Source organism: Paracoccus isoporae, assembly GCF_900101865.1.
Lineage (GTDB): Bacteria > Pseudomonadota > Alphaproteobacteria > Rhodobacterales > Rhodobacteraceae > Paracoccus > Paracoccus isoporae.
In genome coordinates, this window is sequence record NZ_FNAH01000009.1 from 101,617 (window position 1) to 120,523 (window position 18,907).

At 67.8% G+C, this 18,907-nt stretch carries 16 protein-coding genes; all 16 read right to left on the minus strand.

Features of this window, described 5'->3' with window-relative positions; genetic code table 11:
- Positions 1–8 precede the first annotated feature (8 nt).
- A complete protein-coding gene (gene mltG, locus BLT73_RS13745) occupies positions 9–1,181 on the minus strand; it encodes an endolytic transglycosylase MltG (protein WP_090524733.1) in 1,173 nt (390 codons plus the stop codon).
- The gene (fabF, locus tag BLT73_RS13750) at positions 1,181–2,443 is read right to left on the minus strand and encodes a beta-ketoacyl-ACP synthase II (protein ID WP_090524736.1); all 1,263 of its coding nucleotides are present in this window, start codon (positions 2,441–2,443) and stop codon (positions 1,181–1,183) included. Before fabF ends, mltG begins: the two co-directional genes overlap by 1 nt.
- A gap of 364 nt (positions 2,444–2,807) precedes the next feature.
- Positions 2,808–3,818 (minus strand): NADP-dependent oxidoreductase, encoded by a 1,011-nt coding sequence (locus BLT73_RS13755; protein WP_090524738.1) that lies wholly within the window; start codon positions 3,816–3,818, stop codon positions 2,808–2,810.
- A gap of 131 nt (positions 3,819–3,949) precedes the next feature.
- Positions 3,950–4,738 (minus strand): crotonase/enoyl-CoA hydratase family protein, encoded by a 789-nt coding sequence (locus tag BLT73_RS13760; RefSeq protein WP_090524739.1) that lies wholly within the window; start codon positions 4,736–4,738, stop codon positions 3,950–3,952.
- Positions 4,735–5,598 (minus strand): hydroxymethylglutaryl-CoA lyase, encoded by an 864-nt coding sequence (locus BLT73_RS13765; RefSeq protein WP_090524741.1) that lies wholly within the window; start codon positions 5,596–5,598, stop codon positions 4,735–4,737. The genes BLT73_RS13760 and BLT73_RS13765 overlap by 4 nt, the downstream gene beginning before the upstream one ends.
- The gene (locus tag BLT73_RS13770) at positions 5,595–7,529 is read right to left on the minus strand and encodes an acetyl-CoA carboxylase biotin carboxylase subunit (RefSeq protein ID WP_090524743.1); all 1,935 of its coding nucleotides are present in this window, start codon (positions 7,527–7,529) and stop codon (positions 5,595–5,597) included. The genes BLT73_RS13765 and BLT73_RS13770 overlap by 4 nt, the downstream gene beginning before the upstream one ends.
- 121 nt (positions 7,530–7,650) lie before the next feature.
- On the minus strand, positions 7,651–8,025 hold the full coding sequence (locus tag BLT73_RS13775) for an ASCH domain-containing protein (protein ID WP_090524745.1): 375 nt from the start codon (positions 8,023–8,025) through the stop codon (positions 7,651–7,653).
- 55 nt (positions 8,026–8,080) lie between these two features.
- Positions 8,081–9,685, minus strand: a complete 1,605-nt coding sequence (locus BLT73_RS13780; protein WP_090524746.1) for a carboxyl transferase domain-containing protein — start codon at positions 9,683–9,685, stop codon at positions 8,081–8,083.
- A 118-nt stretch (positions 9,686–9,803) separates the two neighbouring features.
- The gene (locus BLT73_RS13785) at positions 9,804–11,351 is read right to left on the minus strand and encodes an AMP-binding protein (protein WP_090524748.1); all 1,548 of its coding nucleotides are present in this window, start codon (positions 11,349–11,351) and stop codon (positions 9,804–9,806) included.
- Complete coding sequence (locus tag BLT73_RS13790) at positions 11,348–12,058, minus strand: flavodoxin family protein (protein ID WP_090524750.1); 711 nt, start codon at positions 12,056–12,058, stop codon at positions 11,348–11,350. The genes BLT73_RS13785 and BLT73_RS13790 overlap by 4 nt, the downstream gene beginning before the upstream one ends.
- 30 nt (positions 12,059–12,088) lie before the next feature.
- Complete coding sequence (locus tag BLT73_RS13795; RefSeq protein WP_090524752.1) at positions 12,089–12,580, minus strand: hypothetical protein; 492 nt, start codon at positions 12,578–12,580, stop codon at positions 12,089–12,091.
- Positions 12,577–13,737: an isovaleryl-CoA dehydrogenase gene (locus tag BLT73_RS13800; protein WP_090524754.1), complete on the minus strand. Its 1,161-nt coding sequence runs from the start codon at positions 13,735–13,737 to the stop codon at positions 12,577–12,579. Before BLT73_RS13800 ends, BLT73_RS13795 begins: the two co-directional genes overlap by 4 nt.
- 229 nt (positions 13,738–13,966) lie before the next feature.
- Complete coding sequence (locus BLT73_RS13805) at positions 13,967–14,401, minus strand: PaaI family thioesterase (protein WP_090524756.1); 435 nt, start codon at positions 14,399–14,401, stop codon at positions 13,967–13,969.
- Positions 14,401–15,513 (minus strand): acyl-CoA dehydrogenase family protein, encoded by a 1,113-nt coding sequence (locus BLT73_RS13810; protein ID WP_090524758.1) that lies wholly within the window; start codon positions 15,511–15,513, stop codon positions 14,401–14,403. Before BLT73_RS13810 ends, BLT73_RS13805 begins: the two co-directional genes overlap by 1 nt.
- A gap of 5 nt (positions 15,514–15,518) precedes the next feature.
- Complete coding sequence (locus BLT73_RS13815; protein WP_090524759.1) at positions 15,519–16,703, minus strand: acyl-CoA dehydrogenase family protein; 1,185 nt, start codon at positions 16,701–16,703, stop codon at positions 15,519–15,521.
- 5 nt (positions 16,704–16,708) lie between these two features.
- Positions 16,709–18,820, minus strand: a complete 2,112-nt coding sequence (locus BLT73_RS13820) for an FAD-dependent oxidoreductase (RefSeq protein WP_090524789.1) — start codon at positions 18,818–18,820, stop codon at positions 16,709–16,711.
- Between the last annotated feature and the right edge of the window lie 87 nt (positions 18,821–18,907).

Sequence of the window (18,907 nt, forward strand, 5' to 3'; positions counted from 1 at the left end):
CGCCCGGATCAGCCGTCGGCAGACGTGTCCGCGGCGGCGCGCTCCGCCTCGATCTCGCGCCAGCGGGCGACATTCGCGTTATGCTCCTCCAGCGTGCGCGCAAAGGCGTGACCGCCAGTGCCATCCGCCACGAAGAACAGGTAATCCGTATCCGCCGGATTCAGCGCCGCCTCGATCGCGGCGCGGCCGGGATTGGCGATCGGCGTCGCCGGCAGCCCGTCGATCTGATAGGTGTTCCAGTCGGTCCTTGTATCCAGCTCCGACCGGCGCAGCCCGCGACCCAGCACGCCGCGCCCCTCGGTCACGCCATAGATCACCGTCGGGTCGGTCTGCAGCCGCATCCCCTGTTCCAGCCGGTTGACGAAGACGCTGGCCACCTCGGTCCGCTCCTCGGGGATGCCGGTCTCCTTCTCGACGATGGAGGCCATGATCAGCGCGTCCTGCGGCGACTCGTAGGGCAGCCCGAAGGGCCGCTCGTCCCAGGCCGCCTGCAGGATCGTCGCCTGCCGCGCCGCCATCTGGTCCAGCAGCGCCTGCCGGTCCTCGCCCTGCGAGACCTCGTAGCTGTCGGGGGCCAGCGTGCCTTCGTCCGGCACCTCGCCCGGCTCGCCCGACAGGAAGGCGGCGCGCTTCAGCCCCTCCACGATCTGCCAGCTCGTCACCCCCTCGGCCACGGCCACGCGCAGCCGCGCATCGGGCTGCTCCTCGGCATCGGCGATGGGGGCGGGCTTGGTCTCCGCCGCCGGGTCGTATTTCACCCGCTCCTCATAGGCGCCGGTTTCGGGGTTGATGTCGCGCAGCACCACCGAATCCGCCCTGACCCCGATGCGATAGATCACTTCCGTGCCGCAGGTCGACGGCCCGCCCTCGGTGATGACGCCGACGATGTCGGACATGCTCGCCTCGGGCTGCACCAGGTAGGAGCCGAATTTCAGCTCGCGCGACTTGCCTTCGGCGTCAGCCCCGGCGCGGAAGATATAGGCGTTGGAAATCGCCCCCTGCTCTTCCAACTGCTTGCTGACCGCCGACAGGCTCGCCCCCCGCGCCACCTGCACGCATTGCGCGATCTGGCTCGGACCCGCGCCGCCATACTGCGCCTTGCCCCAGGCAATCACCGCCGCCGCGGCGATCAGCAGGACAATCGCCAGCGTCAGGAAATTGGAAACGATGTTCTTCCACATCAGTCGCGCACCTTGCCCACGATCAGGCAGGCATTGGTGCCGCCAAACCCGAAACTGTTCGACAGCGCCACGTCGATCTTGCGGCGCACGGCGGCATTGGCGGCGAGATCGAGCACAGGCTCCACCGCCGGATTGTCCAGATTGATCGTCGGCGGCGCGATCTGGTCACGCACGGCCAGAATGCAGAAGATCGCCTCCACCGCGCCGGCCGCGCCCAGCAGATGGCCGATGCTGGATTTGGTCGAGGACATGGTGACGTTCTTCGCATGATCGCCCAGCAGACGCTCCACCGCGCCCAGCTCGATCGTGTCGGCCATGGTCGAGGTGCCATGCGCGTTCACATAATCAATATCCGAAGGCGCCAGCCCGCCATTCTTCAGCGCGGCCTGCATGGCGCGGAACCCGCCATCGCCATCCTCGCTGGGTGCGGTGATGTGATAGGCATCGCCCGACAGCCCGTAACCCAGCACCTCGGCATAGATCTTGGCCCCGCGCGCTTTCGCGTGTTCATATTCCTCAAGCACGACACAGCCCGCGCCCTCTCCCATCACGAACCCGTCGCGGTCGGCGTCATAGGGGCGGCTCGCGGCCTGCGGATCATCGCCGCGCTTGGTCGACAGCGCCTTGCAGGCGTTGAACCCGGCAATACCGATCTCGCTGATCGGACTCTCCGCGCCGCCCGCCACCATCACATCGGCATCGCCCAGCATGATCAGCCGTGCGGCGTCCCCGATCGCATGCGCCCCGGTTGAACACGCCGTGACGACCGAATGGTTCGGCCCCTTATAGCCGAAGCGGATCGAGACCTGACCCGAGATCAGGTTGATCAGCGCGCCGGGAATGAAGAAGGGCGACACCCGTTTCGGCCCGCGCTCCTTGATCAGCACGGCAGTTTCGGCAATCGAGGTCAGCCCGCCGATGCCAGAGCCGATCATCACACCCGTGCGGAGTTTTTCTTCGTCGGAAATCTCCTCCCACCCGGCATCGCGCACCGCCTGCGTGGCCGCCGCCATGCCGTAGAGGATGAAATCATCGACCTTGCGCCGGTCCTTGGCGTCCATCCACTCATCGGGGTTGAACGTGCCGTCGCTGCCATCGCCCATCGGGATCTCGCAGGCATATTTCGTCGTCACCTGTCCCGCGTCGAAGCGGGTGATCGGCCCGGCGCCCGACTGGCCATCCAGCAGACGCTTCCAGCTTGGCTCGACGCCAGACGCCAGCGGCGTGACCATACCCAGCCCGGTGACAACAACCCTGCGCATCGCGAATTCCTTCTGCTCGTTTCGCGATCTGATACACGCAGGGCGCAGTTGGCGCAATGTTGCAAGGAGGATGCGGGGCGATCACCCGCCCCTGCATCGCCACCAGCACCCAGCCCGGAATCAAGGGGCGAAGCCCCGCCGGGCAGCGTCCGGCCGCCCCCTCGGGCGGACGCTTTGGTGCCGATCCACGCCGAACATCTGTTCAGCGGGATTGCACGATAAAGTGCATCGCGAGACAGCGCAGCGCGTCCACCCGGCGGCCCGACGCTGCCCTCTGTTGCCCTCTATCGTCCTCTATTGCCCTCGCTGCCGGACGTGCCATGTTGCGCCGCATTCCCGGCGCACGGGGCGCAGCGCCGCGCCCTTATTCCTCCGCCATCTGCACCACGACCTTGCCCTTGGCGCGCCCGCTTTCGAGATATGCCATCGCCGCGCACGTCTCGGCAAAGGGAAACACCCGGTCCACCACCGGGCGCAGCCTCCCCTGCGCGATCAGATCGGCGAGCTCTGCCAGCTCCGCCCCGCTCGGATGCATGAGCAGGAAGCGATAGCGGACGCCGTGATCTCGAGCTTTATTACGTAGCCTTCTGGAAACAAACCAGAATGCCGCCGCCATGACCGGCCCCGCGTTCAGATCCTTGCGCGCCGTCGCGGGCTCCGGCAGCCCGGCAATCGACAGCACCATCCCGCCCGGCTTGACCACGCCAAATGTCGCCTCCAGCGCCGCGCCGCCCAGAAGATCGAACGCCCCGTCCATCTCGCGCAGATGATCCTGAAACCGCGGCTGCGTGTAATCGATCACATGATCCGCGCCGAGGCGTTCCACCAGATCGCGGCCACGCGGCGAGGCGGTGGTGGAGACCTCGGCCCCGAACCATTTGGCGATCTGGATCGCGAACGTGCCGACCCCGCCCGCCCCGGCCGAGATGAAGATCCGGTCCCCCGGTTTCACCCCCAACTCGTCGCGCAGCGCCTGCAACGCGGTCAGCCCGGCCAGCGGCACAGACGCCGCCGTCACCAGATCCAGCCCGTCGGGCACAAGCGCCAGAAGATCCTCGGGCACCACCGCGTATTCGGCAAACGCGCCCAGCCGGTCCTTCGGCATGCGCGCAAAGACCCGGTCGCCGGGGGCGAAGCGGGTCGCGCCCTCGCCGGCCGCCTCGACGATCCCGGCGATCTCATTGCCCATCACCGCCGGCATCTTGAACCGCTCTACCGCCTTCAGATCGCCCCGGCGGATCTTGTAATCCAGCGGGTTCAGCCCCGCGGCATGGACCCGCACCAACATCTCTCCGGGGCCGGGCCGGGGCCGGTCAATCTCGCGGAACCCGGACATCTCCGGCCCGCCATAGCCGGTCATTGCAAAGCTTTTCATCGTCGCCCTCTCACGCGCAGCCTCCCCGTTCCCGATGAAAGCCGCGCCGCGCGAAGTTCAAGCCCGTCCGGCGCGGAAACCTCGCCCGGCCAGCGTCTTTTCATGCAATCTTCACAGCCCAGCCGGGTGCGCTAACCCTGCTGCCAGCGCGGCTTGCGCTTGTCGAAGAACGCCGCGATCCCCTCGGGCGCCTCGTCGCCCTCCCACATGGCGATCAGCCGGTCGATAGTGTCCTCGATCACCGCCTCGTCGATGCGCGGGCCGAGCGCGCGGGCCAGCCGCTTGGCCTCGGCCACGGCGCCGGGCGCGCAGTGCAGATAGGGCGCCACCTCCGCCTCGACGGCGTCGTCCAGATCCTCGGCATCGGCCAGTCGCGTGACGAGGTTCAGCGTCACCGCCTCCGCCGCATCGAAGATCCGCCCCGACATGAAGACCCGCCGCGCCTTGTCCTCGCCCATCCGGGCCAGCACGTAAGGCCCGATCGTGGCCGGGATCAGCCCCAGCCGCGTCTCGGTCAGGCCGAATTTCGCGTCGCGCGCGGCGATGACCACATCGCAGACCGACATCATGCCCACCCCGCCGCCAAAGGCGTTGCCATGAACCCGTCCGATCAGCGGCTTCGACATGGTGTTCATCGCGTGCAGCATGGTGGCCAACTTGCGCGCCCCCGCCCGCCGCGTCTCCGCATCGGCGTCGATCTGGCGGCGCATCCAGCCCAGATCGCCCCCGGCGCAGAAGACCGGCCCGTCCGCGGCCAGGATCACCGCGCGCACCGAGGCGTCGCCGCTCAGCGCGCCCGCCGCCCCGATCAGCTCATCCAGCATCTGTTCGGACAGCGCGTTGCGCTTCTCCGGCAGGGCGAGGCTCAGCGTGGCCACACCGCGCGGATCGGTCTCGATACGGATCGTCTCATGGCTCATGCCGTCTCTCCCTCTCGCAGGCTGCGGGCGAACTGCGCGGCCGCGTCAATCGCCGCCCGGTCCAGCCCGGTGCGGTATCCCGCCGCCTCCAGATGGGCGGCGACTTTTTCAGTGGCCACGTTCCCCGCCGCGCCGGGCGCATAGGGGCAGCCGCCCAGACCGCCGACGGCAGCGTCAAAGACCCGCACCCCGCGCGCCAGGCTCGCATCGATATTCTCCAGCGCCCGCCCCGCCGTGTCGTGGTAATGCCCGGCCAGCCGCCCGGCCGGCACCGCGTCCAGCACCGCAGAGAGCATCGCGTCGATCGTCTCGGGCCGGCCCTGCCCGATCGTGTCGCCGAGGCTGATCTCATAGCAGCCCATCTTCCACAGCGCGGCGGCCACCCGCGCCACATTCTCCGGCGGAGTCGGCCCGTCGAAGGGGCAATCCGTCACCACGCTGACATAGCCGCGCACGGGGATGCCATCCGCCCGTGCCGCCGCCGTCAGCGGCGCGAAACGGGCCAGGCTTTCGTCGATGCTCGCGTTCAGATTGGCCCGGCTGAACCCTTCCGAGGCCGAGGCGAACACCGCCACCTCGTCGGCCCGCGCCGCACGCGCGCCCGCATAGCCCTTCATATTGGGCGTCAGCACCGCATAGCTGATGCCCGGAACCCGCGCGATGCCTGCCATGACCTCGGCGGCATCGGCCAGTTGCGGCACCCATTTGGGCGAGACGAAGCTGGTCACCTCGATGCGCCGGAACCCGGCCTGCGACAGCCTGTCGACAAGCGCGATCTTGTCCGCCGCGGGGATCATCCGCTTTTCATTCTGCAGCCCGTCGCGCGGGCCCATCTCGAAAATCTCGACCGGGCCGCTCATGCCGCGGCCTCGTCATCCTCTTCCAGCCGGATCAGCGCGGCACCCGCCTCGACCTGATCGCCCGCGGCGGCCAGCACCTCGGCCACCACCCCGTCGCGGGCGGCGGTCAGCGTGTGTTCCATCTTCATCGCCTCGAGGATCGCCAGACGGTCCCCCGCCGCGACCTGCTGACCGGGTTCGACAAACACCGCCTTGACCAGCCCCGGCATGGGCGACAGCGTCAGCGCATCGCCCGCCTCCTCACCCGCCACATCCAGCGGATCGAGCGGTTTGAGCGTCACCGAACGCCCGCCGAACACGCTGACCCCGGCGGCGTGGCGCACCACGCGAGAGCGGCGCGGGCTGCCATCGACCCACCAGCGGCCGCCCTGCTGGCGGACCTCATGGGTGGTGCCGTCCAGCGTGACATCGGCCCGGCCCGGCCCCATCGCCTCGATCACCGCCGCGCCGCCCTCCCAGGTGACGGTGCGGCGCAGGGGCTGCCACAGCGTCACCCCGGCGCGCGTGTCGGGATCTTCCAGACCGGCCACGCCCAACGCGCCGAGCGCCAGCGTGCGCGGATCGGGTTCGGACCCGGCAATCAGATCGTCCAGATCGCGCCCGATCAGACCGGTATCGACCTCGCCGCGGCGGAACCCCTCATGCCGGGTCAGCGCGATGAGGAATTCCAGATTGGTGACGCTGCCCGCCACCTCGGTGTCGAACAGCGCCGTTTCCAGCGCGCGCAGCGCGATGGCACGGGTCGGCCCGTATGTCACGATCTTGGCAATCATCGGGTCATACCACGGGCTGATCGTGTCGCCGGGGCGCACGCCCGTCTCGATCCGCGCGTGATCGGGAAATTGTAGATGCGCGAGCGTGCCTGTGGCGGGCAAAAACCCCGCCGGCACATCCTCGGCATAGAGCCGCGCCTCGAAAGCATGGCCTGTGATCGACAGATCGGCCTGTTTCGCCGGCAGCATCTCGCCCGAGGCGACGCGGAGCTGCCATTCGACCAGATCGACACCGGTGATCAGCTCGGTCACCGGATGCTCGACCTGCAGGCGGGTGTTCATCTCCATGAACCAGAACCCGTCCTCGCGCAGCCCGTCCGCGCCATCCACGATGAATTCGATCGTGCCCGCGCCCTTATAGCCGATCGCCTCGGCGGCGCGCACGGCGGCGGCCCCCATCACCTTGCGGACCTGCGCCGGCATGTCGGGGGCCGGCGCCTCCTCGATCACCTTCTGGTGGCGGCGTTGCAGCGAACAGTCCCGCTCGAACAGATGCACGGCGCGCACCCCGTCGCCAAAGACCTGCACCTCGATATGGCGGGGCTGGAGGATATATTTCTCGATCAGCACATCGGGATTGCCGAAAGCGTTCTGCGCCTCGGACCGGGCCGAGGCGAGCGCATCGCTGAAATCCTTTGCATCATCGACGCGGCGCATCCCCTTGCCGCCGCCCCCGGCCACGGCCTTGATCAGCACCGGATAGCCGATCTTTTCGGCCTGCTGCGCCAGGTGATCCGGATCCTGATCCGCACCGTGATAGCCGGGCACGACAGGCACGCCCGCCTTCTCCATCAGGGCTTTCGCCGCATCCTTCAACCCCATGGCCCGGATGGCCTTTGCCGAAGGCCCGATAAAGACCAGCCCCGCCGCCTCAACCGCATCCACGAAATCAGGGTTCTCGGACAGGAAGCCATAGCCGGGATGGATCGCCTCGGCACCCGTGTCCCGCGCCGCCTTTATGATCGCGTCACCCCGCAGATAGCTGTCCTTCGGCGCGGGCCCGCCCAAATGCACGGCCTCATCGGCCAAGGCGACATGCCGCGCGTCGCGGTCGGCATCGGAATAAACCGCAACCGTCGCGACACCCATGCGACGGCAGGTATCAATGACACGGCAGGCGATTTCGCCGCGGTTGGCGATCAGGATCTTGCGGAACATATCGGCTCCTGTGGCTGGCGGCAGACGGGGGCTTCGCGCCCCCGGACCCCCGCGGGGTATTTACATGAAGAAGAAACGGGCGCGGTTGGCGGCCTGTTTACGGGGTCAGTGAAAACAGAAATCATCCGTAATCCTCCACCAGACGGAAACGTTCGCAGACCAGATCCATGTCAGAAGCGAAGCCGCCATTGCGGGTAAAGAACTCGATATGGGCCTGTCGCCAATCCTCGAAACTGCCTTCGCCTTCTGCCAAAGCGAAGTCTTCGGGGACATCGCAGAAACGGCGGATCGTCACCTCGGTCGTCTCGATCAGTAAGGCCGGGTTTCCGTCCCAGTCAAGCGCCAGATCACGCCGCCCGACCTTGGGCAGTTCTTCCTCACCTTCCTGAAAATCGCGCAGCGCACCGCATGTTGCGGTTTTCGTGCCGGACCGGACCAGCTGCAACAGCCGTTCGTTCAGTTCACGCGTATCCCCGAATTTGAAACTGACTGTCATTGCCCATTCATCCTGGTCAAAATATCCCCGCCGGAGGCATCCATGCTGGCAACACTCACATCCGGAACACACCGAAGCGCGTCGGTTCAACCGGCGCGTTCAGGCTGGCGCGAAGGCTCAGCGACAACACGTCTCGGGTCTTGCGCGGGTCGATGATCCCGTCATCCCACAGCCTTGCGCTTGCATAGAGTGGATGGCTCTGCCGTTCGAACATCTCGATAGTGGGCCGCTTGAAATCGGCCTCTTCCTCCGCCGACCATGTGCCGCCCTTGCGTTCGATCCCGTCGCGGCGGACGGTGGCGAGCACGCCCGCCGCCTGTTCGCCGCCCATCACGGAAATGCGTGAATTGGGCCATGTCCACAGGAAGCGAGGGGAATAGGCGCGGCCGGACATGCCGTAATTGCCGGCCCCGAAGCTGCCGCCGACCAGCATGGTGATTTTCGGCACATTCGTCGTGGCGACCGCTGTCACCATCTTGGCGCCGTGGCGGGCAATGCCCTCGTTTTCATATTTGCGCCCGACCATGAAGCCGGTGATGTTCTGCAAGAAGATCAGCGGCGTGCCGCGCTGCGAACACAGCTCGACGAAATGCGCGCCTTTCTGCGCCGCTTCGGAGAACAGCACGCCGTTATTGGCGATGATCCCGACCGGGCAGCCCTCGATATGGGCGAAACCGGTGACCAGCGTTTCGCCGAACCGCGCCTTGAACTCGTCGAAGCGCGAGCCGTCCACGACGCGCGCGATCACCTCGCGAATGTCATAGGGGGTGCGCAGATCGGCGGGGACGACGCCGAGGATCTCCTCGGGGTCGTAGGCCGGGGCTTCGGGGCTTTGCCAGACCACCGTCTCGGGCAGGCGGCGGTTCAGATGGCTGATCGCGCGGCGGGCCTGGGCAAGGGCATGGGCGTCATCCTCGGCCAGGTAATCGGCGACGCCGGACAGCCGCGTGTGCACATCGCCGCCGCCCAGATCCTCGGCGCTGACCACCTCGCCGGTCGCAGCCTTGACCAGGGGCGGGCCGGCCAGGAAGATCGTGCCCTGACCCCGCACGATGATGGTCACGTCGGACATGGCGGGCACATACGCGCCGCCCGCGGTGCAGGACCCCATCACCACGGCGATCTGGGGGATGCCCTTGGCGCTCATCCGTGCCTGATTGTAGAAGATGCGCCCGAAATGGTCGCGATCGGGGAAGACCTCGTCCTGATTGGGCAGGTTCGCCCCGCCCGAATCCACCAGGTAGACGCAGGGCAGATGGCATTCCTCGGCGATCTCCTGGGCGCGGAGATGTTTCTTCACCGTCATCGGGTAATAGGTGCCGCCCTTGACCGTCGCGTCATTGGCCACGACCATCACGTCCTGACCGTGCACCCGCCCGATCCCGGCGATCACGCCCGCGCCCGGTGCCGCGCCATCATACATGTCATGCGCCGCGGTCGCGCCGATTTCGAGGAAGGGCGAGCCGGGATCGAGCAGATTGGCCACACGCTCGCGCGGGGGCATCTTGCCGCGCCCGACATGGCGCTCCATCGCCGCCGGTCCGCCGCCTGATGCCGCGGCTTCGGCCGCGTCGCGGGCGGTGGCGAGCAGGTCCAGATGCGCGTCGCGATTGGCGCGGAACGCATCGGAGCTGGCAAGGGCTGTGGTTTTCAGTTTCATTCCATGTCCTCACGGTCTCTGTCGGCGGCGCGGCTGTGGCCGGGTCCGGGTTGGGGGCTGCGGCGCGCGGGCCGGGTCATCCGGCGGGCGGTGGCGTCCTGGGGGCTGTGGTCGCGCATCACTCCGCCTCCCGCTCGCGCAGCTTGCGCCGCATCACCTTGCCGGTCACGGTCATCGGCAATTCATCGAGAAACGCGATCTCGCGCGGATAGGAATGCGCGGCGCAGAGGCGCTTGGCATGGTCCTGCAATTCCGCCGCCAGCGCGTCGCTGGGGTCATGGCCCGCGCGCAGCACGATGAAGGCCTTCACGATCTCGGTGCGCAGCGCGTCCGGCTTGCCCACCACGCCTGCGGCGGCAACGGCGGGATGGGTGATGAGCACATCCTCGATCTCGGAGGGGCCGATCCGGTAGCCGCCGCTGGTGATCACGTCGTCATCCCGGCCGAGAAAGCGGATGTAGCCATCCTCCATCTCGCCCCGGTCGCCGGTCAGCAGCCAGTCGCCGCGGAATTTCTCGGCCGTCGCGTCCTCCCGGTTCCAGTAGCCCAGGAACATCGAGGCCGCGCCGCGCCGGATGGCGATATCGCCCTCGCCCTCCACATTCTGGCCGTCTTCGTCGATCACCGCGACCTCGGCGCCGGGGGCGGGCTTGCCCATCCAGCCGGGCCGGGTCGGAAACATCGACGCGGCGGAGGCGGCGACCATGTTGCATTCGGTCTGGCCGTAGAATTCGTTGATCTCCAGCCCGAAGGCGTCGCGGCCCCAGGCCAGCATCTCGGCCCCCAGCGTCTCGCCCGCCGAGGCCACGGAGCGCAGGCCGGGGATCACCATCCCCGCCGCCTTGAGCATGCGCAGCGCGGTGGGCGGCAGGAAACAGGCGGTGACGCCGCAATCGCGGATCAGCCGCGCGCAGGACTCGGCGTCGAATTTTGGCAGGCGCGCCGCCACCACCGGCACGCCGAGCGCGAGGCCCGGCATGGCCACGTCGAACAGCCCGCCGATCCAGGCCCAGTCGGCCGGTGTCCACAGCACGTCCTCGCCGGGGCGCAGCAGATCATGGCTCATCTCCACCCCCGGCAGATGGCCGGTCAGCACCCGGTGGCCATGCAGCGCGCCCTTCGGCGTGCCGGTGGTGCCGGAGGTGTAGATCATCACGGCCGGGGTCTCGGGGCCGGTCGAGGCGGCGGCGAACGGGCCCGCATCGGGCAGTTCGTCCTCTTCGGGCACGATCAGGCGCAGCCCGAATCCGTCAAGCGCCGCGCGCCCCTCGGGATCGGTGATGACGGTCTCCACCCCGGCATCGTCGAGCCGCAGCCGCAGCGCCTCGGACCCGAACAGCTTGAACAGCGGCACCGAGATTGCGCCGGATTTCCAGATCGCGGCATGGGCGGCGGCGGTCCAGGCGCTTTGGGTGCGGAACACGCCGATCCGCGCGCCCTGCGTGGCACCGAGCGCATGGGCCAGCCGGCCGGCCATGTCCTGCAGCGTGCCATAGCTGACATCGCGCCGGTCGCGGCCATCATATTCGATCACCGCCAGCCGGTCCGGCTCGGCCCCGGCCCAGTCATCTATAATCTGCACGCCCATATTCAGCCGCGCCGGCAGATCCCAGCGGAAGCCCGCGCGCAGCGCGTCGTAATCATGGCTGTCGAGCAAGGGGGTCATGCGTCGCCCGGAAGTCTGAAGCCGAAGCGTTCGCCCGCCTTGAAGGCGGTGCGGTCATTGCCCTCGGCCGGGATGCCCGCTTTCAGCAGGCGCGCCAGATGGATCAGGTTCCAGCACATGATGGTGCTGTTGCGGCGGGTGAAATCGTTGTCGAAGCCGGCGCGGCTGCCATCCTCGGCCCGGTCTCCGAAACTCGGCCCCGGCCCGGCCTCGCCGATCCAGCCGCAATCAGCCTGGGGCGGGATGGTGTAGCCCAGATGGTTCAGCGCGAAGCCGAGGGTCATGGCGGCATGTTTGATGCCGTCCTCGTTGCCGGTGACGACGCATCCGCCGGTCTTGCCGTAAAAGATCGACTGGCCCTTGTCGTTCAGCTGGCCTGACATGGCATAGAGCCGCTCGATCAGCACGCGGCAGACGCTGCTTTCCTCGCCCAGCCAGAGCGGCGTGCCGATGACCAGAATATCGGCGTCGCGGATGCGCGGCCAGATGAGGTCCGGCCAGTCGTCGCGGTCCCAGCCATGCGCGCGCATATCGGGATAGATGCCGGGCGGGATCTGGTGGTCGAGCAGATGGAGGTGATCGACCGCCACGCCCTGCCCCGCCATCAGATCGCCGCAGGCATCCAGCAGGATCTGCGTATGGCTGTCGCCGCTGCGCTTCTGGAGCGAGCAGTTGACAAAGACCGCGCTCAGAACATGGACACTCATCCGCTCCTCCCCTCTCTCATCCCGTTCCGCCTAACGCTCCAGCCCGCTTGCCAGGATCAGCGCATGTTGCCGCGTCAGATCATGCCAGCATTCGGCCACGCCGTAAGCCCCGACCCCCAGATGACACAGCCCGCTGCGATAGCCGGGCCAGGCGTCGCGCCCTTTCAGGAAGCCTTGCAAGGGCAGCGCGCAGGCCTCATCGCCCTCGCAGGTGATGTAGGCGCTCGCCTCGATCATGGTCAGCTTGCGTTCGAGCGTCTCGCTCCATTCCGCGATCTGCGCATCCCATTGCGCGATCTCGCCCTCATAGCAGGGGGCGTCATCCACCCCGCCCCGCGTCTTCAGTTCAAGCCGACAGGCCAGGACGCCGACGCCGTGGCAGCGTTCGACCTGCGCCGTGGGGCTGTCCTGATCGGCCAGACACTCCGCCAGCACCGCCGGGTCGTATTGCGCCGGCGGCGCGAAATCGATGGCCTGCGCCGGCAGCGCCGTCAGCGCCGATATGGCAGCGGCGCGGATCACGCCCCCGCCATCAGTTCCCGACCGACCAGCATCCGCCGGATCTCGCTGGTGCCAGCGCCGATCTCCATCAGCTTGGCGTCGCGGAACAGCCGGCTGACCACGCTGTCATTCAGGAACCCCGCCCCGCCAAGCGCCTGCACCGCCTGATGCGCCTGCACCATCGCCTGTTCCGAGGCATAAAGCACCGCCCCCGCCGCATCCTGCCGCGTCACCCGGCCGGCATCGCAAGATTTCGCCACCTCGTAGACATAGGCTTTGGCGGTGTTCATCGCGACATACATATCGGCGATCTTGGCCTGCATGAGCTGGAAATCCCCGATCGGCTTGCCGAATTGTTTGCGTTCCTTGGCATAGGGGACGACCTCGTCGAGACAGGCGGCCATGATGCCGGTCCCGATCCCCGACAGCACGAGGCGTTCATAGTCGAGCCCGGACATCAGCACGCGCACGCCGCGCCCCTCCTCGCCCAGCACATTCTCGAACGGGACTTCGCAATTCTCGAAGATCAGCTCGCCGGTGTTCGAGCCGCGCATCCCGACCTTGTCGAAATGCGGGCCCTGGGTGAAGCCGGTCATGCCCTTCTCGATGATGAAGGCGGTGATGCCCTTCGACCCGGCCTCGGGGTCGGTCTTGGCATAGACGACCAGCGTATCGGCATCCGGCCCGTTGGTGATCCAGTATTTCGCGCCGTTCAGCACGTAATAGCCGTTGCGCTTTTCCGCCTTCAGCTTCATGCCGACCACGTCGGAACCCGCGCCCTCCTCGGACATGGCGAGCGCGCCGATATGTTCGCCGGAGCACAGCTTGGGCAGGTATTTCTGCTTCTGCTCCTCGCTCGCATTCAGCTTGAGCTGGTTCACACAGAGGTTCGAATGCGCGCCGTAGCTGAGGCTGATCGAGGCGGAAGCCCGCGCGATCTCCTCGGTCGCGATGGTATGGGCCAGGTAACCCATGCCCGAGCCGCCATACTCCTCGGCCACGGTGATGCCCAGAAGGCCCAATTCACCGAATTCCCGCCACAGCTCATTGGGGAAGGCGTTCTCGCTGTCGGTCTTCGCCGCCAGCGGCTTGATGCGTTCCTGCGCGAATCTGTGCACCATCTCGCGCAGCGCGCCGATATCCTCGCCCAGATCGAATTCCATGCCGTGACTGAACATGCGGCCTCCCCCTCCCGTTATTTGAACATGCGTTCATATAATGTCGTATATGCGCCAAAGGCCCCGGTCGCGTCAAGACGAGACTGCGCCGACCGGGAAAACGGGTCAATGAAATAGCGCCGCCCCGCCGCCGGGTCAGCGGCGCGGGGCGGGACGGGGCGGCGATGCAGGTCGTGCGGCCGCGTGGCGCGCGGCGGCGGTGACATTGCAAAACCGGCGCAACGGGTGTTCAGCGCCGCGACAGCACCTTGAACGTGGCGCTGCCGGTGGCGATCAGCCTTCCCGTCTCGTCGCGCAGATCGGCTTCGGCGAATTTCAGACTGCGGCCGCCGCCGGTGATGCGGCCGGTGGCGGTGACGCGGCCCTGCCGTGCGGCGGCGATGAAGTTCACCGTCAGGCTGACCGTGACCACATCGGCGTCGATATCGCCCAGATCCAGCCGCAGCGCGACCCCGCAGCCATTATCCAGCAGCATGGAGACGAATCCGCCATGCAGCAGACCCAGCCGGTTGAGATGCTGCGGCCCGATCTCCAGCGAGCAGCTTCCGCCGCCATCGCGCGAGGAGCGGTAGCCCACCAGATCGCCGGCCCCCGACATGTCGATGGGCAGGCGGTCGGATGCGGCCCCCGGGGTGATCTCCGCATCCGTCTCCGGCCCGTCCATCACGCGGCGTCCTTTCTGGGCTGGAGCTTGATCAGCCGAAGGGCGTGGTCGTTCTTGTCTCCGAGCTGGTGGTCGATCATGACGAGGCGCTTGGCGTAGTGGGATCCGGGATATTCCCAGGTCATGCCGATGCCGCCATGAAGCTGGATGGCTTCCTCGGCGATGTGACGCGCGGCGCGGCCGATGAGGTTCTTGGCCATCGACACGGCGCGGGCCTGGTTGTCGCTGCCATAATCGGCCACGGCGCGGATGGTGATGGAGCGGGCCTGTTCGAGTTCCACCAGCATGTCGACGACGCGGTGCTGGAGCGCCTGGAAGCTGGCCAGCGGGCGGCCGAACTGGTTGCGCTGCTTGAGGTAGTCCACGGTCATGTCGATGAGCCGCGCCATCGCCCCCACGGCTTCGGCGCAGAGCGCGATGCGGCCGAGATCGAGCGCGTCCTCGATCGCGGCGCCGGCATCCTCGGACAGGCACTCGGCGGCCAGATCCTCCATCGCAAGATCGGCGATGCCGCCGCCATCGACCATGGCGGCGTCGATCAGCGCAGGGGTCTCGGCCAGGAACAGGCCCAGCGTGCCGTCCTGGCTGCCGCCCTGCCCGCCACCTGCGCCGATGCGGGCGACGATGAGCAGGTGATCGGCGCCGGGACCGCCATAGATCGCCGATTTGCGCCCGTCGAGCCGCCAGCCATCGCCGTCCTTGCGGGCGGTGGCAGAGAGCGGGTCCAGATCGCAGCCGATCCCCGGCTCCTGGATGGCCAGGGCGACGCGCGCCCGGCCCTCGATCACCGCCGCGGCCAGCTCGTCGCGCCCGGCGTCGGCAAGCAGGCGCAGCCCGATCAGCGCGCCCAGCACCGGCTCGGCGCAGAGCGCCCGGCCGAGCTCCTCGAAGATGACCGAGACATCCTCGGCCGTTCCGCCGAACCCGCCCTGATCCTCGGGCAGAAACGCGCCGATCACGCCCAGCTCGGCCAGGCCCGACCAGGTCTCGGCGGAATGATAGGGCGCTTCGAAGGCGGCGGCGTTGCGGGTCTCGATGTCGTAATTGTCGGCCAGGTAGCGGCGAAGCGAATCGGCCAGCATCTGGTGGTCTTCGGAGAGATTGAACTCCATGGCGGTTACCCCCTGAACAGTTCCTTGGCAACGATGTTGCGCTGGATCTCGTTGGAGCCGCCGAAGATCGACAGCTTGCGGTTGTTGAAATAGACCGGGGCGGCGCGTGCGGCATCGACCGGCACGGTCAGCTCGTTCTCGGACAGATCCTCGGCGTCCGGCGCGGCCTGCGCGCCGAGCGCGCTGCGGTAGAGATCCTGGATCTCCTGGCGGATCTGGGTGCCCTTCAGCTTCAGCAGCGAGCTTTCGACGCCGCCGGCCGCGCCGTCGCGGGCCTGGGCCAGCATGCGCAGATTGGTGATGCTCATCGCCTCCAGATCGGCCTCGATCTCGGCGGCGCGCAGCGCATAGACCGGGTGGTCCGCGACGGGCTGTCCGTCGCGCGACAGCTCCTGGGCGAGCTGGTGATAGCGTTCCAGATCGCGCGCCGAGAAGCCGACACCGGCGATATTGGTGCGCTCATGGGTCAGCAGATACTTGGCGATGGTCCAGCCCTGATTCTCCTTGCCCACGAGATTCTCCACCGGCACGCGGGCATCGGTGAAGAACACCTCGTTGACCTCGTGGCCGCCATCGATCAGCCGGATCGGGCGCATCTCCACGCCCGGCGTGTCGAGATCGACCAGCAGGAAGCTGATCCCCTCCTGAGGCTTGCCCTCGGTCGCGGTGCGCACCAGGCAGAAGATCTTGTTGGCGTGCTGACCCAGCGTCGTCCAGGTCTTCTGGCCGTTGACCACGTAGTGATCGCCGTCGCGCACCGCCCGGGTCTTGAGGCTGGCCAGATCCGAGCCCGCGCCGGGTTCGGAATAGCCCTGGCACCACCAGTCGGAGCCGTCGAGAATGCGCGGCAGGATCCGGGCCTTCTGGTCGTCGCTGCCGAACTTGATCAGCACCGGGCCCAGCATGTTCAGCCCGAAAGGCGGCATGCGCGGGGCGCTCGCCCGCGCCGATTCCTCGGCGAAGATATGGCGCTCCACCGCCGTCCAGCCGGGCCCGCCATGCTCGGCCGGCCAGGTCGTGGCCAGCCAGCCCTTGCGGTTCAGGATCTCCTGCCAGTGCAGGATTTCGTCCTTTTCCAACTCCTTGCCGGCGCTGACCTTGGCGGCGATCTCGCGGGGCAGGTTGTCGCGCAGGAACCGGCGCACCTCGTCGCGGAACGCCTGTTCCTCTTTGGTGAATGACAGATCCATCGCGGTTACTCCCTGTTCGGATCGGCGTTGAGATCGGCAAATGTGCGGCCCGACTGCGCCAGCTCGCGCAGCAGATCCGGCACCTGCCAGTAATGCGGGTCGTCCTTGGCGTAGTCCTCGATCCGGTCGATCAGCGCCTCAGCCCCGATCCGGTCGGCATGGTTCAGCGGCCCGCCCAGATGGCGCGGGAAGCCGTAGCCGAACAGGAACACCGCATCGACATCGACAGGCCTGAGCGCAATGCCCTCGCCCACCACCCGCGCGGCTTCCGAGATCATCGCGGTCATGTAGCGCGCCACGATCTCCTCGTCGGTGAAGTCGCGCGGGGTGATCCCGGCGCGCTCGCGCTCGGCCGCCACGATCGCCTCGGCCTCGGGGTTGGGCACCGGACGCTTCGGATCGTCATAGAGGTAATAGCCCCGCCCGGTCTTGCGCCCGAACCAGCCCTGCTCGCAGATCCGGTCGGCGATCTCGACATAACGCTCCGCCTCCGGGCGGTCCGGCGCCTTGCGCTTGCGCGTGGCCCAGCCGATGTCGAGCCCGGCCAGATCGCCCACTGCGAAGGGGCCCATGGCGAAGCCGAACGCCTCGAGCGCGCGGTCGATCTGGGCGAAGGAGGCGCCGTCTTCCAGCATGTAATCGGCGGCCTTGCGGTAATGCGCCAGGATCCGGTTGCCGATGAAGCCGTCGCACACGCCCGAGCGCACCGCCACCTTCTTCATCCGCCCGGCAAGCGCGAAGGCCGTGGCCACCACATCATCGGCGGTCTTGTCGGCGACCACCACCTCCAGCAGCCGCATCACATGGGCGGGCGAGAAGAAATGCAGCCCGATCACATCCTGCGGCCGCGATGTCACCGCCGCGATTTCGTTCACATCCAGATAGGAGGTGTTGGTGCCCAGCACTGCGCCGGGTTTGCAGATCCGGTCGAGATCGCGGAAGATCTGGGTCTTGACCTTCATGTCCTCGAACACCGCCTCGATCACCAGATCGACCTGCGCCAGGTGATCCAGCCCGACCTCGGCCGTCAGCATCTCCAGCCGCGCCGCGCGGGCCTCTTCCGACAGCTTGCCACGCTTGACCGCGCCGTCGAGATTGCCGGCAATACGGCCCCGCGCCGTCTCCGCGCCCTCCGCCGACATCTCGATCAGCGTGACCGGGATGCCTGCCTGCAGAAGTGCGGTGGCGATGCCCACCCCCATCGTGCCGCCGCCGATCACGCCCGCCGTCTCGATCGGGCGCGGCTCCGCGTCGCTTTCGGGGATGCGCTTGACCGCGCGCTCGGCCTGGAAGGCATGGATCAGGCCCTGGCGGTCGGGGCTTTCCATCAGCTCCAGGAACAGCGCGCGCTCGGCCTTCAGCCCCTCGGCGATGGGCCGGCCGCTCTGCGCGATCGCCTCGAGCGCCTTCAGCGGTGCCGCAAGTGCCGGGCGCTTCTGCGCCAGCCGCGTCCGCGCCGCCTCCAGCACCGCCGGATCCGGGGTGATCGCGATCTCGCCGGTGCGCCGCGTGGCCAGATCGCCCGCCAGCACGTCGCGCGCCGCCGCCAATGCCGCCGCGCGCGGGGTGTCGGCCGCGCTCATCCGGTCGACGAGGCCCAGCTCCGCCGCCTCCTCCACCGGCAGCTTCCGGCCCGAGGTGATGATCCCGATCGCCGCGTCCAGCGGTGCCAGCCGGGGGAGGCGCTGCGTGCCGCCCGCACCGGGAAGCAGACCCAGCGTGACTTCCGGCAGGCCCAGCACCGCGCCGGCCATGCCGACCCTGGCATGGGCCGCCAGCGCCAGCTCCAGCCCGCCGCCCATCGCCACGCCGTGGATCACCGCGATCACCGGCGTCGCACTGGCCTCGATCGCATCCAGCACATCGGGCAGGCCCGGCGCCTGCGGGGTCTGTCCGAATTCGCGGATATCGGCCCCCGCCGACAGCATCCGCCCGGCGCCGTGAATGGCGACCACCTTGACCGCATCGTCGGCATCAAGCTTTGTGATCGCGTCCAGAAGCCCCTGCCGCACCGCCTGGCCAAGCGCGTTGACCGGGGGGCTGTCCAGCGTGATCAGCCCGATCCCGTCCTCGATCCCGACCTGCACCGGGTTGGTGTCGCTTGCTGTCTTGTCCATCATCCTCACTCCACCCGTTCGATGACCATGGCGATGCCCTGGCCCACACCGACGCACATCGACAGGCAGGCATAGCGCCCGCCCGAC